The sequence below is a fragment of the Micromonospora sp. NPDC048842 genome (genome assembly GCF_040649935.1).
In the GTDB taxonomy this organism is placed as follows: domain Bacteria; phylum Actinomycetota; class Actinomycetes; order Mycobacteriales; family Micromonosporaceae; genus Micromonospora; species Micromonospora hortensis.
On sequence record NZ_JBEZGK010000048.1, the window covers coordinates 1 to 14,974 of the forward strand.

The 14,974-nt window shown below is 71.3% G+C and carries 12 protein-coding genes; 4 read left to right on the forward strand and 8 right to left on the reverse strand.

The window, feature by feature from the left end; translation table 11 throughout:
* Positions 1-402: 402 nt before the first annotated feature.
* The 3 genes from AB0C19_RS33275 to ngcE all read right to left on the reverse strand — a co-directional run bounded on the left by AB0C19_RS33275 (position 403) and on the right by ngcE (position 3,687).
* Entirely contained in the window at positions 403-1,302 is a 900-nt protein-coding gene (locus AB0C19_RS33275; RefSeq protein ID WP_357191876.1) for a carbohydrate ABC transporter permease, read from the reverse strand.
* The gene (locus AB0C19_RS33280) at positions 1,299-2,207 is read right to left on the reverse strand and encodes a sugar ABC transporter permease (protein ID WP_357191879.1); all 909 of its coding nucleotides are present in this window, start codon (positions 2,205-2,207) and stop codon (positions 1,299-1,301) included. The genes AB0C19_RS33275 and AB0C19_RS33280 overlap by 4 nt, the downstream gene beginning before the upstream one ends.
* Positions 2,208-2,271: 64 nt before the next feature.
* On the reverse strand, positions 2,272-3,687 hold the full coding sequence (gene ngcE / locus AB0C19_RS33285; RefSeq protein ID WP_357191881.1) for an N-acetylglucosamine/diacetylchitobiose ABC transporter substrate-binding protein: 1,416 nt from the start codon (positions 3,685-3,687) through the stop codon (positions 2,272-2,274).
* A 192-nt stretch (positions 3,688-3,879) separates the two neighbouring features.
* Between ngcE and AB0C19_RS33290 the strand changes: the two genes are divergently transcribed.
* Positions 3,880-5,373 (forward strand): acyltransferase, encoded by a 1,494-nt coding sequence (locus AB0C19_RS33290; protein WP_357191884.1) that lies wholly within the window; start codon positions 3,880-3,882, stop codon positions 5,371-5,373.
* Here AB0C19_RS33290 and AB0C19_RS33295 read toward each other — a convergent pair.
* Both AB0C19_RS33295 and AB0C19_RS33300 read right to left on the reverse strand, forming a co-directional pair.
* The gene (locus tag AB0C19_RS33295) at positions 5,345-6,832 is read right to left on the reverse strand and encodes a CoA-acylating methylmalonate-semialdehyde dehydrogenase (RefSeq protein WP_357191887.1); all 1,488 of its coding nucleotides are present in this window, start codon (positions 6,830-6,832) and stop codon (positions 5,345-5,347) included. The genes AB0C19_RS33290 and AB0C19_RS33295 overlap by 29 nt on opposite strands.
* Positions 6,829-8,127, reverse strand: a complete 1,299-nt coding sequence (locus AB0C19_RS33300) for an aspartate aminotransferase family protein (RefSeq protein WP_357191888.1) — start codon at positions 8,125-8,127, stop codon at positions 6,829-6,831. The genes AB0C19_RS33295 and AB0C19_RS33300 overlap by 4 nt, the downstream gene beginning before the upstream one ends.
* Positions 8,128-8,366: 239 nt before the next feature.
* Between AB0C19_RS33300 and AB0C19_RS33305 the strand changes: the two genes are divergently transcribed.
* On the forward strand, positions 8,367-9,263 hold the full coding sequence (locus tag AB0C19_RS33305) for a glutamate cyclase domain-containing protein (RefSeq protein ID WP_357191890.1): 897 nt from the start codon (positions 8,367-8,369) through the stop codon (positions 9,261-9,263).
* Here the strand turns inward: AB0C19_RS33305 and AB0C19_RS33310 are convergent.
* Both AB0C19_RS33310 and AB0C19_RS33315 read right to left on the reverse strand, forming a co-directional pair.
* Entirely contained in the window at positions 9,247-10,083 is an 837-nt protein-coding gene (locus AB0C19_RS33310; RefSeq protein WP_357191892.1) for a hypothetical protein, read from the reverse strand. The two genes, AB0C19_RS33305 and AB0C19_RS33310, sit on opposite strands and share 17 nt — an antisense overlap.
* Positions 10,084-10,112: 29 nt before the next feature.
* Positions 10,113-10,985, reverse strand: coding sequence for a hypothetical protein (locus AB0C19_RS33315; protein WP_357191895.1), 873 nt, complete (start codon positions 10,983-10,985; stop codon positions 10,113-10,115).
* 86 nt (positions 10,986-11,071) lie between these two features.
* On the opposite strand from AB0C19_RS33315, the gene AB0C19_RS33320 reads away from it, so the two are divergent.
* Positions 11,072-12,040, forward strand: a complete 969-nt coding sequence (locus tag AB0C19_RS33320; protein WP_357191897.1) for a hypothetical protein — start codon at positions 11,072-11,074, stop codon at positions 12,038-12,040.
* A gap of 59 nt (positions 12,041-12,099) precedes the next feature.
* Here AB0C19_RS33320 and murD read toward each other — a convergent pair whose 3' ends face one another.
* Positions 12,100-13,446, reverse strand: a complete 1,347-nt coding sequence (gene murD, locus AB0C19_RS33325) for a UDP-N-acetylmuramoyl-L-alanine--D-glutamate ligase (RefSeq protein ID WP_357191899.1) — start codon at positions 13,444-13,446, stop codon at positions 12,100-12,102.
* Positions 13,447-13,528: 82 nt separating this feature from the next.
* On the opposite strand from murD, the gene AB0C19_RS33330 reads away from it, so the two are divergent.
* Positions 13,529-14,878 (forward strand): hypothetical protein, encoded by a 1,350-nt coding sequence (locus tag AB0C19_RS33330; RefSeq protein ID WP_357191902.1) that lies wholly within the window; start codon positions 13,529-13,531, stop codon positions 14,876-14,878.
* Positions 14,879-14,974 lie beyond the last annotated feature (96 nt).

Consider the following 14,974-nt stretch of genomic DNA (forward strand, 5'->3'; position numbering starts at 1 on the left):
ACCCCGCCCGCCGCCCCGCACGGGCCACGCCGCGCGGGCCACGCCGCGCGGGCCACGCCGCGCGGGCCACGCCGCGCGGGCCACGCCACACCCCGCACGGGCCAACGCGCCCCAACGCGCCCCCAACTCCGCGACCCATCGCGGCATGGCCAAGATCCGCGCACGTTCGGTGAAACTGCTGCCTCACGACGTGCCGAGGCAACAGTTTCACCGAAGTTGCGCGGATCTTGGGGGTGGATCGGGGTGGAGTCGGGGGCGGCTCGCCGGATCGGGTCGGGTTGGGGCGGCTCGGACCGCAGGTGGGGCGGAAGGCCGTTCAAGCCGCAGGCGGGCGGAGGCGGGGCGGAAGGCCGATCAAGCCGCTGGGGGCGCTGATCGGTATCGGTCAGCGGTGGGTGAGTTCTACTTGAGCTGCCCCGCGGTGAGGCCGGACTGCACCTGCCGCTGGAAGGCCACGTAGACAGCGAGCACCGGGAGCACAGCGATACTCAGCCCGGCGAAGAGCCGAGCGTAGTCGCCGGCGTACCCCTGGCTGACCGATAGCGCAAACAGCCCCTGCGCCAGCATCCACTTGGACTCGTCGCCCTGCAACAGCACCTGCGGTAGGAGGAACTGGTTCCAGTGGCTGAGGAAGTTGAAGATCGCCACGCTGATCAGTCCCGGACGTGCCATGGGCAGCATCACCCGGAAGAAGAGCCGGAAGTGACCGCAGCCGTCGACCAGTGCGGCCTCCGCCACCGAGGTCGGCAGGGTCCGGAAGAACGCGGTCAGGAAGAACACGGTGAACGGCAGCGAGTAGGCCGCGTACACGAGGATCAGCCCGACCCAGGTGTTGAAGAGACCGGCGTTGCGGACCACGAAGAACAGCGGCACCAGGGCGAGGAACACCGGGAACATCAGGCCGCCGACGAACAGGTAGTAGACGACCTGGCGGCCGCGGAACTCGTACCGGGCGAAGACGTACGCGGCGGTGGCCCCCATCAGCATGGTGAGGCTGACCGAGCCGGCCACCACCACCAGGCTGTTGAGGAAGTACCGGCCGATGTGCGCCCCGGTCCAGGCCCGCGCCCAGTTGTCCAGGTTCAGCGCGCCGGGGAGCCCCCACGGGTCGGCGAGAATCTCACCGTTGGTCTTGAACGAGCTGATGAACATCCACAACAGCGGCAGTACGGTGAGCAGGCCCCAGAGCAGCAGGAAGCCGTGCGAGAGGGCGTTGGCCACGCCGAGTTCCCGGCGTACCGGGCGGTCCCCGCTGGTGACCGGGGTCGGGGCGGTCGCGGTGGGCTGATCCAGAGTGGTCACGAGTACTCGATCCGTTCGCGCCGGCCGACCCGCAGCGACAGCACCGCCACCGAGAGGGTCAGGAAGAACATCACCACGCCGATCGCCGAGGCGTAGCCGAACTTGGTCTCGCTGCCAAAGGCGGTGTCGTACATCCGTACGCCGATCACGTCGGTGGAGAAGTTCGGCCCGCCGTTTGTCATCAACTGCACGAGGATGAACCCGTCCAGGGCGAAGATGGCCAGGTAGACCCAGGCGACCTGGACGGTGTCCCAGAGCAGCGGCAGGGTGACCCGGCGCAGGGTGGTGAATCGGGACGCGCCGTCGAGCAGGACGGCCTCGTAGATCTCCTTCGGAACTGCCGACATCGCCGCGCCGAACAGCACCACGTAGAAGCCGACGTTGCTCCAGACCATCACCGCCAGCACGCACCAGAAGGCGGTCGCCGGGTCGCCGAGCCAGGTCGGCGCGGGCAGGCCGAGGCCGTGCAGAGCGGTGGTGAGCAGCCCCTTGTTCGGGTGGTACACCTCCTTCCACAGCAAGGCGATGATCACCACGGAGAGCACCTGCGGGAAGAAGTAGACAGTGCGGTAGAGCGCGCCGCCGCGTACGCCGGTGACGCCGGCACTGCCCTTGCGCCCACCCATGGAGAGCATGGTGGCGAAGAAGAGCCCGAGCACGATGGTCAGCACCGGCACCAGTCCCAGCAGGATCGCGTTGTTCTTCAGCGCGTTCCACACGTAGTCGTCGTGCCAGAGGGTCTTGAAGTTGGCCAGGCCGACCGAGTTGGCGTCGGCGGAGTAGCCGAGCCAGTCGGTGGTGGAGATCTGGAACGCCTGGAGGTACGGCGAGACGACGAAGAACACGTACAGCAGCACCGGTGGCACCAGGAACGTGACGATCAGCGGCCACTTGCCATGTTTCACGAGAGGGACCTCTCCGTTGGGGTACGGCCGGTGGGGGCGGACGTCTCCCCCACCGGCCGGGCGGTCAGGCCGCTCGCTTGTACTTCTTGATCGAGCTGTCCTGGGCGATCGAGTCGGCGCCCTTCTGGCACTGTTCGAGGAACTCGGCGGGGCCGATCCGGCCGCTGAAGAACTCGCCGCACGCGGCGTCGACGAGGTTGCGCTCCAACTTGCGGTAGAAGCTGTTGTAGACCCAGTTGAAGCCGTTGGCACCGGACGCGTCGAGGGCCTTGACCACTGTGCTCAGCCCGTACGGCAGCTCGACGCCCTCGGTGGCGCCGGCGACAACCGTGAGGCTGGCGACCTTCTTCGTGAAGTCCTGGGCGCCCTTCTTGGAGAGCATGGTCCGGAAGTACTCCAGGCCGCCGGCGACGTTGCGGGCCTTGGCGGGCACCATGAACGGTTCCCCGGCGGTGCCCCGGATCGCCTCGAACGGCAGTTTGTCGCCGCTGCCCAGGCTCGGCGTCGGCGCGATGGTCATGTTGAACCCGGCCGGTGTGACGTCCTTCTGCTCGCTCTCCAGCCAGGAGCCGCAGGAGATGAAGGCGGCCTTGCCCTGACACCAGGCGGTCTGCGACTGCTTGTGGTCCAGGCCGGGCGAGCCGTCCAGGATGTACTTGTCCTTGACGATCTGGTGCCAGGCGTCGGCGGCGGCGCGCATCGAGTCGGACTTCCAGGCGTTCGGCTCCAGGTTGTCGATGGCCGTCGCCACAGACGGGCCGCCGAACTTGATGGCCGTGGAGATCAGCGGCCAGCTCATGTAGCGCGGGTGCAGGCCGGCGTACGTCCAGGGGGCGATGCCGGCGGCCTTGATCTGCTTGCAGAGCGCGATGTGCTCGTCCCAGGTCTTCGCGTACGACCAGCCGCGGTCGGCGAAGAGCTTGGCCGAGTGCCAGATGCCGTAGGCGGTGTAGGTGTAGTTGAGCACCAGGAACTTGCCGTCGTAGGAGCCGACCTCGACAGCGCCGGGCAGCAGGGTGTCCCTGACCGTCTTGCCGGGGATGTCGAGGCTCGGGGCGGCCAGCAGTTCGTCGAGGCCGGCGAGGGCGTTCTGGCTGACCAGACCGTTGAAGTCGATCTGGCTGGAGCCGGAGTTGTTGACGACGTCCGGCGGGGTGCCGTCGACGAAGCGCGGCTGGAGGGTCTTGCTGATCTCCTGCGTGGAGGAGTGCTTGATCTTCGCCTTCGGGTACTTCTCGGTGTACATGGCCTCGTGGGCCTTGGCGTACTCCTCACCGAACCCGCCGCCGAAGATCACCACCTCGAGTGGGGCGTCCTCCTTCACGCCGAGCGGGTTCTGCGCGCTCTTGGTGCCCTGGTAGGTCTCGGCATCGTTCTTGTCACCGCCACCGCTGGTGGCGCAGCCGGACAGCAGGCCGGCGGCGGGGGTGGCCAGGAGGCCGGCGGCGGCGCTGCGCCGCAGGATGTCACGCCTGTTCATGGGTTCTCCTCGGGTCGGGTCGGGCGGATCGCCGGTCTGTGGGGGAGGCGTCCGCCGCGCGAGGGGCGGTAGTTCTCTTCAGTTCATGCTCTGTTGCTGAAGAATTTCTACGACAGCCGGGCTCGGACTTCAAGTCCTGACTGCCGAACCGTTATCACCACCAGCCGCCGCCGGGTCGCCTAACCTGAGGCGATGCGCCGTCTGCGCCAGCTGGCCGAGCGCACCCCGGCTGGGCGGGAACGGTACGTCGACCTGCTCCGCGCGCTCGCCATCACCATGGTCGTTTTCGGACACTGGACCGTCACGGTGATCGGCCGTGACCCCGACGGGCAGGCCACCGGGCACTCGGCGCTCGGCGACCTGCGCTGGGCGTACCCGCTGACCTGGCTGGCCCAGGTGATGCCGGTCTTCTTCCTGGTCGGGGGCTACGCCAACGCGGCCTCGCTGACCCGGCTGAAGGCCCGCGGCGGCGACGCAGCCGGCTGGCTGATCGACCGCAGTTCACGCCTTGTCCGCCCCACCAGCACGCTGCTGCTGGTGCTCACCGCAGCCGCGGCGGTCGCCTGGCTGCGCGGCGCCGACCCCACCCAGATTCGCGAGGTGTTCTGGTTCGCCACCATCCCGCTCTGGTTCCTGGTCGCCTACCTGGCGGCGGTAGCGCTCACCCCACCGATGTACGCGTTGCACCGCCGCCTCGGCCTGGCCGTGCCGCTGGTGCTCGTCGCAGTGGTCGGCCTCGGCGACCTCGGCCGGCTGAGTGGGCCGGAGGAGCTGAGCTACGGCAACTACCTGTTCGGTTGGCTGGCCGTTCACCAGCTCGGCTTCGCCTGGCACGACGCCCGCGCCACGCCACCACCTGCCGGCCCAACCCCGCCACCGCCCGCTAACGCCGCCGCTGACGGCCCAACCGCGTCACCGCCCGCACCGGCCGGCCCAACCGCGCCACCACCTGCCGCGACCGACGCTGCCGGGCCGCCGACTCCCGACCGTCCGGGGGTACGCCGACGGCGGCTGCCCACCTCCCGCCGGGCCGGGCTGGTCTTCCTGGCGGGCGGGCTGGGCGCGGTGCTGCTGCTCACCGTCCTCGGCCCCTGGCCGGTGGCCATGCTCAAGGTGCCCGACGAGCGGCTCGACAACGCCGCGCCACCCAGCCTCGCGTTGCTGGCCGTCGCCGCCGGCCAGCTCGGTCTGATCCTGCTGCTGCGCGGCCCGGCCGAGCGACTGCTGCGCCGCAGCGGGCCGTGGCAGCTGGTGATCGGGGTCAACCTGGTGGTGCTGACCGTCTTCCTCTGGCACCTGACCGCCGCGATCCTGCTGATCGGGTTGCTCGACGCGGTCGGAACGCTGCCCACTCCGACGGTCGACACGGCCGCCTGGTGGGCCTGGCGGGTGCCGTGGTTGCTGCTGCTCAGCGCCGTTCTGGCGGTGCTGGTCACCATCTTCGGGCCGGTGGAGGCGCGCAGCGGCCGACACCGCACCGGACGGCGGACGCCTCGGGGCACCCCGGCCCGGGCGGCGTTGGCGGTGGCCGGCTACGCCGCCGTGGTGGCCGCGCTGCTGGTCAACAGCACCGCCCCGCAGCAGGCGCCGGAGCCGCTCGGCACGCCCGTCCCGGCGCTGGTGGCGTACCTGGCCGGGGCGGGCGTGCTGCGCCTGCTCAGGTCTGGGTGGGGAACCCGAGGTTGACCCCGCCGTGCCGTGGATCCAACCACCGGCTGGTGACGACCTTGCCCCGGGTGAAGAACCGGACCCCGTCCTCGCCGTGCGCGTGCAGGTCACCGAAGAGCGACGACTTCCAGCCGCCGAACGAGTGGTACGCCATCGGCACCGGGATGGGCACGTTGATCCCGACCATGCCCACCTCCACCTCGTGCTGGTAGCGCCGGGCCGCCCCGCCGTCGTTGGTGAAGATCGCCGTGCCGTTGCCGTACGGGCTGGCGTTGACCAAGTCCACCGCCTCGTCGTACGAGCCGACCCGGACCACGCTCAGTACCGGCCCGAAGATCTCGTCGGTGTAGATCGACATGTCAGGGGTCACCCGGTCGAACAGCGTCGGGCCGAGCCAGAAGCCCTCCGGGTCGCCGTCCGGCGTCACGTCCCGCCCGTCCACCACCGGGACCGCGCCGGCGGCGACGCCGGCGTCCACGTAGAAACGCACCTTCGCCGCGTGCGCGGCGGTCACCAGTGGGCCCATGTCGCAGCCCCGTCGGCCGTCGCCGGTGCGCAGGCCGGTCACCCGCGCGGCGATCCGCTCGACCAGCGCGTCCGCCACCGGCTCCACAGCCACCAGCACCGAGATGGCCATGCACCGCTCCCCCGCCGAGCCGAACCCGGCGTTGACCGCCGCGTCGGCGGCCAGGTCCAGATCGGCGTCCGGGAGCACCACCATGTGGTTCTTCGCCCCACCGAGCGCCTGCACCCGCTTGCCGGTGGCAGTTCCGCGTTGGTAGACGTACCTGGCGATCGGCGTGGAGCCGACGAACGACACCGCCCGCACCTCCGGGTGCTCCAGCAACGCGTCGACCGCCTCCTTGTCGCCGTTGACCACGTTGAGCACCCCGTCGGGCAGGCCCGCCTCGGCGAACCACTCGGCCAGCAGCAGCGCGGCGCTCGGGTCCTTCTCGCTCGGCTTGAGCACCACCGCGTTGCCGCAGGCCACCGCCACCGGCACGAACCACAGCGGCACCATCACCGGGAAGTTGAACGGGGAGATCACCGCTACCACCCCGAGCGGCTGCCGGATGGTGTACGAGTCGACCTCGGTGGACACGTTCTCGCTGAACGCGCCGCGCAGCGCCGACGGCAGCCCGCACGCGTACTCGATGACCTCCAGGCCGCGCTGCACCTCGCCGGCGGCGTCGGCGAGCACCTTCCCGTGCTCGGCGGTGATCACCTCGGCGAGCCGGTCCCGCCGGGTGTGCACCAACTCCCGAAAGGCGAACAGCACAGCGGACCGCCGGGCCAGCGACGCGTCCCGCCAGGCTTGCGCCGCGCGGACGGCGGCCTGCACCGCCACGTCGACGTCCGCTGTCGAGGCCAGCTCGACCTCGGCGGTACGCCTACCGGTCGCCGGGTCGAACACGTCACCGCGCCGCCGCGACGTGCCGTCGACCCGCTTGCCGTCGACGAAGTGACCGATGCTCATGCCGCCACCCCCGCAGCCGTTCGGATCGCGTCGACGAGGATCGCCAGGCCCTCACGGGCCTCCTCCTCGGTCAGCGTCAACGGTGGACCCATCCGCAGCACGTTGCCGTGGAGGCCGCCCTTGCCGGTCAGCAGGCCACCGTCCCGGGCGGCTTCGAAGACCCGGTTGGTCAACGCCGGATCCGGCTCACTGCCACCCGGCCGGACGAACTCGACGCCGAGCATCAGCCCCTTTCCGCGTACCTCGGCGACGCAGTCGAGCCCGCCCACTGCGGACCGCAGGCCGTCGGCGAGGATCGCGCCGACGCGGGCCGCGTTCGCCTGGAGGTCGTGCGCGATCAGGTAGTCGAGCACCGCGTTGCCGGCCGCCGTGGAGATCGGGTTGCCGCCGAAGGTGGAGAAGCTGATGGCCGCAACCGACTCCAGCACCTCGGCCCGGCCGACCACCCCGGCCAGGGCGAACCCGTTGCCGATGCCCTTGGCGAAGGTGAGCAGGTCCGGTGTGACGCCGTGCGCCTGGTAACCCCAGAAGTGCTCCCCGGTACGCCCCCAGCCGGTCTGCACCTCGTCGGCGATGAACAGGATGCCGTGCTCGTCGAGGACCTTCTTCCAGCCGGCGAAGAGCCCGTCCGGCGGGTGCACGAAACCGCCAACGCCCTGGATCGGTTCGGCGATGAGAGCTGCCACGTCACCGGCGGTCTGGGTGGCCAGCACCTCGCGCAGGTCCTCCACTGCCGCGTCGACCTGCTCGTCGGCGCTCAGCCGGGCCAGCAGACCACGCACCCGGTCACCGGAGTGCAGCCAGGCCACCTGGAGAGGGTTGAGGCCGCTGGCCGACCAGTTGCGGTTGCCGGTGACGCCCATCGCCGCGTACGACCGGCCGTGGTAGCTGTTGCGCACGGCCAGGATCTGGTGCGACCGGCGGTGGTTGGTGGCGACCAGCAGCGCCGCCTCGTTCGCCTCGGTGCCGGAGTTGGTGAAGAACACCCGCGCGTCCGGGATGCCGGAGCGCCGGGCGATCTTCTCAGCCAGCTCCACCTGCTGCCGGATCAGGTAGAGCGTCGAGGTGTGCGCGATGCCGGTGGCGAGCTGCCGCTCGACGGCCTCCCGGATCTCCGGGATGTCGTACCCGATCATGTTGGTCAGCACACCGCCGAAGAAGTCCAGGTAGCTACGGCCCTGCGCGTCGGTGACCCGGCGGCCCGAGCCGGAGACCAACTCGAGCGGCTCGGCGTAGTACAACGGCATCCAGGACGGGAGCACGGCCCGGTGCCGGGCCAGCAGGTCGTCGGTCATCGTGGCAACCCTTCAGCGGCGTTCGTGGATACCGCACGCTCCCACCGCCGGCCGACGCGAACAACTGTCACCGTGTAGCGCATGGGAACCTCGACCTGACAGCACGTCAACGGTTTCCATGGAAAAGGTTGGCCATGACCCATGATTTCCGCAGTACTCGTGGGAAAAGCCCACTCGATCCGCAGCTTGGCCGCCCGCCGCTACAGTGGGTCGGTCCACTGTCGCCGGGGAGGCACGCGGTGCGTATCGAAGAGACGATCGCCGAGCTGGAGCGCATCGCGTCGTGCGAGGTGGGCCGGGGCAGCGAGGCGTTGGCCGCGCCCGCGGCGGGTGGGCTGCTGGCCGCCGCCCGGTCGCTCGCCGCCGCCGGGGCGCCCGACGCCGCGGTGTTCACCGGGTTCTTCATCCCCGGCGCCGAGCCACCCGCCGCGGAGACCGACGGCCCGCTCGGCGCGGTGCAGATCGCCGCCGCGCTACGCGTGCTCGGTGGCCGATGCCGGATCGTCACCGACGAGCCCTGCGCCCCGGTGGTCGAGGCGGCCGTCGCCGCCGCCGCGCCGGGCCTGCCGGTCGACGTCGCGCCGCTGCGGGGGTACGAGGAGTGGGCCGCCGCCCGGCTCCCCGAGTACGGCCGGCTGACCCACCTCATCGCCTGCGAGCGGGTCGGGCCCGCTGTGGACGGTCGGCCCCGCAACATGCGTGGCGAGGACATCGGTGCGCACACGGCACCACTGGACCGGCTCTACACCTCGGGGTCGGCGTACCGGATCGGCATCGGCGACGGTGGCAACGAACTCGGCATGGGCCGGCTACCGGCGGACCTGATCGGACGGGTGGTCGCCTCGGGCGAGCGGATCCGTTGCGTGGTGGGCGCTGACGCGTTGCTCGTCGGCGGCACGTCCAACTGGGCCGCAGCCGCCCTCGTCGGCGCGCTGTCGCTGCTCCGCCCGGATGTGCCCCAGCTTCGCACGCTGCTGGAGCCCGCCTGGTCGTACGACCTGCTGACCGCCATAGTGCGCGCGGGCGCTGTGGACGGCGTACGCCGACGCCCGACGCTCAGCGTCGACGGCCTCGACTGGCCCGCGTACGCCGAACCGCTCACCCGGATCGCCGAGCTGGTCAGGGAAGGCCGGTAGGTGTGGGCGGCTCGGTCGCCGGCCGCAATGCCCTCGGCGGGCGGCTCGACGCCCGTGCGTGCGCAACCTGGCGGGGGCGCAACGGCAGGTGCAGGGCGACGGCGACCACAGCGAACGCCGCCCAGCCGGCACCCAGCGCCGCGGCCGACGAGACGTCCTGAAGGTAGTGGTACGCGGTGAGGAAGCCGACGAGCGCGAGGCTGTTGCGGGCGAAGTGCCGACTGAACTCGGCCAACTGCCGGCGGGCCTCGACGGCGACCAGCACCCCCGAGTACGGGAACGTCACCACCATGCCGCGCAGCACCGCGCCGAGCAGTTGGGTGAGGACCGCCCCAACGAAGATCACCACCAGCTTGAGCAACACCGGCAGCCCGTCCGGGCGGGTCTCCGCGACGGCGATCGTCTCCTCGGCGGGAACGGCGGGCGGGCCGGCACGACGGCTGTCGCTCCGGCGGGCGCGACGGCGCAGCCACAGGATGGCAGCCAGCCAGAGCACGAGCGTGCTGCCGAGGGCCACCTCGAACGGGATGTGGACGGCCAACAGGGCGGCGCTCAGCACCACGTAGACGGCGATCCCCGCGACGTCGGCGAGCAGGATCGGCCACCGCCACCGCTGGTGGGTGACCGCCACCGTGACGAAGAAGAGGTTGAGCCCGAGCACGCCGAGCACCTGCGCGCCGTCCACCCGATAGTCGGTGGTGAGCAGGGCGAGCGTCATCGGCAGCGGCAGGCTGTAGACCAGCGCGCGGAGCCGGACCGAGCGGATCACGCTGACCGCCCAGACCACTGCCGTCACCAGCAGGACCGCGCTCCACGTCATGGCTCACCCGTTCCCGCCCGGTAAGGCCGTCAGTCCTGGAAGGTCGCGGCGTTCGCGCAGCTGTCGAACACGCGGGTGAGCCGAGCGACGTCCGTCCGGTTGACCGAGAACTGATTCTCGCCGATCTCGCCGTGCGCGGTCATGTGGGCCTCCCAACAGCTCGACCCGTCCCAGAGTGTCAAGTTCACGTGCAGGTGCGGACTCACCACCCCGATGGGCAGCAGACCCACCCGCGCCCCGGCCGCGCGCTGCTTCTCCACCAGGGCGGACAGATCGTCGGTCAGCGTGGCGTAGACGAAGACCCGGGTGATCTGGACACCCCGTTGCAGGGCCTCCACATTGGCCTCCCAGTAGCGCCGGCCGATCTCACTGCGCCACCAGCTCAACTCCCCGCTCACCCGGGGCATCACGTTGGTCAACCCGTCCAGCCGACGTACGCAGGCACGGGTCGCGCCGACCAGATCCTCGTCCTCGTCACCGCGCCGGATGATCCGACCGTCAGCGAGCTGCTCGGCCTCCAACCGGAACTGCTCGTAGCGCCGCTGCGCCTCCACCGCGACCCGGGTGCCCGCGTGCTGCTCGGCCGCCTCCCGCATCGCCCCGGCCAACTCCGTTGTGGTGCGGACCAGCCAGGGCGGGCCGTCCAACAGGGTGCGCAGGTGGAAGCGGCGCTCCGCGCGGGCCAGTGAGTCGACCAACAGCGAGATGGTGATGCCCATCAGGCCGGCCAGCAGCGACTCCACCCCGGAGGCGGCGTTGCTGAGGTCCAGCACGACGCTGAGGGTGATCGACAGCGTGATGCCGACCAACGCCACCGGGTCGGTGTGCGCCACCAGCCGGACGAAGCCGGCGGTGGAGCCGCCGCCCTCCCGTAACCGCTGACGGGCCACGTCACGGGTCATCGAGATCCCCCAATCAGCCGCTCCCGCCAGCGTAGACAGCAACCACAACCACCGGCCCCGCCGCAGCGGGCCGGTAGCATCCGGCTGTGCACAGAGCGGACGCGGCGCCGTCGACCGGAACTGACGACGAGCGGATCACGGCGGAGATCCAGACCTGGGTCTGCTCCACCCCGCTCCGCGGCCTGGTCGCCCACTTCGGCGGCACCTGGCCCGACGGTGACCTCACCGACGTGCTCCGCTTCCTCGACGACTTCTCCGCCCGCCACTGGGACTTTCGGGGCGGCCGGGAACGGCCCGACGCCCGGGAGCCCGACCTCGATCCGGCCACCGCGACACTGGTGCTCGACGCGGCCGCCGCACTCGGGCTGATCCACCCGGTGCCACCGGCCCGGTCGGCGTACGCCCACCTGGTGGTGCTCGGCGGCCTGGCGCACGCCTGCGTACGCCGCGTCGGCTACGCCGCGCACCTGCTCCGCGCCGGCCTACCGGTGAGCGGCGAGGTCGCCGTCCTGGGCAGCTTCCGGCCGCTGTCGGACTGGGAACGCCGCACGCTCGCCGAGGCGGGCCTACCGGCCGACGAGACCGAGGTGGACGTGCTGGACACGGCCGTCCGCCGGGTGTTCGAGGTGGCCGCCCCGGCCGAGCAGGCCGGCGTCGACGCCGGCCACCCGCACCACTCCTGGTCGTCGCGGACCTACCGACCGGACGGGCTGCCACCGATCCGGGTGCTGGCCGCACCGTCCAGCGAACCCGACCAGCGGCGGGCCCACACCGCCGACACCCAGCGGTTCTGGGCCGGCCACGTCCGGCTCGCGCCGGGCGACAAGGTCCTGATGGTCACCGCGCCGATCTACGTGCCGTTCCAGCACTGCGACGCGCTGCGCACGCTGGCCGTGCCGTACGGGTGCGCCATCGACACGGTCGGGGTGGACCCGACGCTTGCCGACCTGGCGGTGCTGCCCGAGCAGACGCTCACGCCGGGGCGCTACCTCCAGGAGATCCGCTCGGCGATCCGCTCGATGCGCGCCCTACACGCCGGGCTTCACCCGCGCTGACGTGGAAGGCCCGGCCCACCGCTGAGCCGGGCTCAGCGGGCGGTGTCGGCGCGCTGGCCTCAGCGGGCGGTGTCGGCGACGGCTTGGGCGAAGACCTCGGAGCGGTGCTCGAAGTTGCGGAACCGGCCGTAGCTGGGCGCGGCCGGGGACAGCAGCACCACCCCGCCGGCCGGGGTCACCTCACGGGACAGCCGGACCGCTTCCACCAGGTCGTCGACCAGTTCGGTACGCACCTTCGGCAGGCCGGCGAGTACCTCGACGATGCGGGTGCCGCTGTCCGGAATCCCGATCACTGTCAGCTCCCGCTCGGCCAGGTGCTCGGCCAACGGCGTGTAGTCCAGACCCCTGTCGTTGCCCCCGACGATCACCGTCAACGGCCGCCCGTCGTACGCGTCGATGGCGTGCATGGCCGCGTACGGGCTGGTGGCCAGGGTGTCGTCGACGAACGTCAGCCCGGACGGGTCGGTGATCTCGGTGAGCCGGTGGGCCAGCCCCTGGAACTCGGCGACCGCGACGGCGAGGTGGTCCTTACCGGCCACCACGTCCACGCCGAGCGCGTCGAGCACGGCGAGCGCGACGCAGAGGTTGCCCTCGTTGTGCCGGCCGACCAGCGGTAGCACCGCGCGCGGGAAGAGAGGCTGGTCACCGAAGTGGAACCACTGCATGCCGTCGGCGCCGGTGGCGACGTGGGTGGTGTCGGGACGACCGGCGCGGACCGCCGGCAGCTCACCCAGCTCCGCGGCGAGCCGGGGATCACCCCCGTTGACCACTATCGTCTGCGGGTCGTGGGCGAGCAGGTTGAGCTTGTCCCGGTAGTACTCCCGTTCCCCACCGTGCGCGTCCAGGTGCTCGGGGAAGAGCGCGGTGACCACCGCCACCCGGGGCGAGTCGGTGAGGTCGCTGCACTGGTAGCTGGACAGCTCCAACACGTACAGCTCCGCGTCCGGCAGGTCGAGGGTCGGCACCCCGATGTTGCCGCCGAAGACGTTCGGCCGCCCCATCGCGGTGAGCAGGTGACTGATCAGGCTGGAGGTGGTGCTCTTGCCCTTGCTACCGGTGACCCCGACGGTGCGCGCGGCGTGGTCGGCCATCCACAACGCGGTGCCCTGGGTCACCAGGATCCCGCGGCGGCGCAGCTCGATGAGCCAGGGGTGGGTCTGGGGCACGCCCGGGGAGCGGACCACCACGTCCGCGGCGGCCAGCCGTTCGAAGCCCGCCTCGCCGGTGACCAGCGGCGCCGCCTCGGCCAGGGGGCCGTCCCAGGGCAGCGACAGGAAGTTCGCGCTGTCGTCCACGGCGACCAGCTCGGCTGGGCCGTGCGCGGCGATGGCGGTCACAGCGGCCCGGCCCTCCCGACCGGTGCCCCAGACGGCGACGGTACGTCCGCGCAGGTCAGAAAGGCGCACGGGGCTCTCCTCGTGGGTCACGGCGGCGGCAGGGCGGGCCCGGTCCGGACACGGCCGGACGAACCAGGGCCTAGTATGGCGTGTGCCCAACGAGCAGCTCCGGCGGATGGACGCCTTCACCTTCCCGTCCTACTCGATCGACTTCGCCACCGGCGAGGTGTTGTTCGACTACGCCCTGACCGGCCCGGCCGGTGAGCAGCGGTTCACCGAGGTGATCACGCTCCCCCTGCCGACGGAGCCGCCCTCCGACGAGACGGTGGCGACCCTCAACCGGGTGTTGGAGGTGCTGCACCTCGTCGCCGGGGTCAGCTACTACAAGGCCGCCGCGCCGCCCCGACTCGTGCTGCCGGCGCCGCTGGGCGCGGCCACCGTCGACTACGTCACTGCCGTCTACACAAAGGGCCTCGCGGAGTACGCGTACCGCAACCAACTGCCGCACGTGCTCGAGCTGCGCCCGGAGGTGCCGGCCGGCACCCCGGAGTCGCCCCGGGTGTACGACGACTCGGACCGTCGCCCGCTCTCGGCGGTCGGCGGCGGTAAGGACTCGATCGTCAGCCTGGAGGCGCTGCGCCGCGCCGAGCTGGACCCGGTGCCGTTCTCGGTAAACCCGAACCACGTCATCGTCGCCGTCAACGAGGCGTCCGGGCTGGTCCCGCTGGCCGCCCGGCGGCGCATCGACCCGGTGCTGTTCGACCTGAACGCGGCCGGCGCGCTGAACGGGCACATCCCGGTCACCGCCATCAACTCCCTGATCGCTGTGGCCACCGCCGTCCTGCACGGGCTGGGCCCGGTGGTGATGTCCAACGAGCGTTCGGCGTCCGACCCGAACCTGGTCTGGAACGGCCACGAGATCAACCACCAGTGGTCCAAGGGCGTCGAGGCGGAGGGGTTGCTGCGGGCGTCGCTGGCCGAGCACGCCGGCCTGACCTACCCGTACTTCTCCCTGCTGCGTTCGCTGTCCGAGCTGCACATCGCGCGGCTGTTCGCCGAGTTCACCAGGTACGACGACGTGGTGACCAGCTGCAACCAGGCGTTCAAGCTGCGCGACGCGAGTGAGCGCTGGTGCCGGGACTGCCCGAAGTGCCGCTTCGTCTTCCTGGCCATGGCGCCGTTCATGCCGCGGGAGCGGGTGGTGGGCATCTTCGGGGGTGACCTGCTGGCCGACGAGTCGCAGATCCCCGGCTACCGCGAGTTGCTGGGCGTGGACGGGCACAAGCCGTTCGAGTGCGTGGGCGAGGTCGAGGAGTCGGTGGTGGCCCTCGGCCTGCTTGCCGAGCAGGACCAGTGGCGCGACGCCCCGGTGATCCAAGCCCTGGTCGACGCCGTCCCGGAGACGGCCTGGTCCGCGGTGGCCCACTCGGACGTCTTCACCCCCGGCGGCCCCAACCACATCCCACCCACGTACGCCAAAGCCCTGAATTCCCTCACCTGACTCGGAAGTGGGCCCACTTTCCCCAGTCGGCCCCGCCCCGCCCCGCCCCGCCCCGCCCCGCCCCGCCCCGCCCCGCCCCGCCCCGCCCCGCCCCGC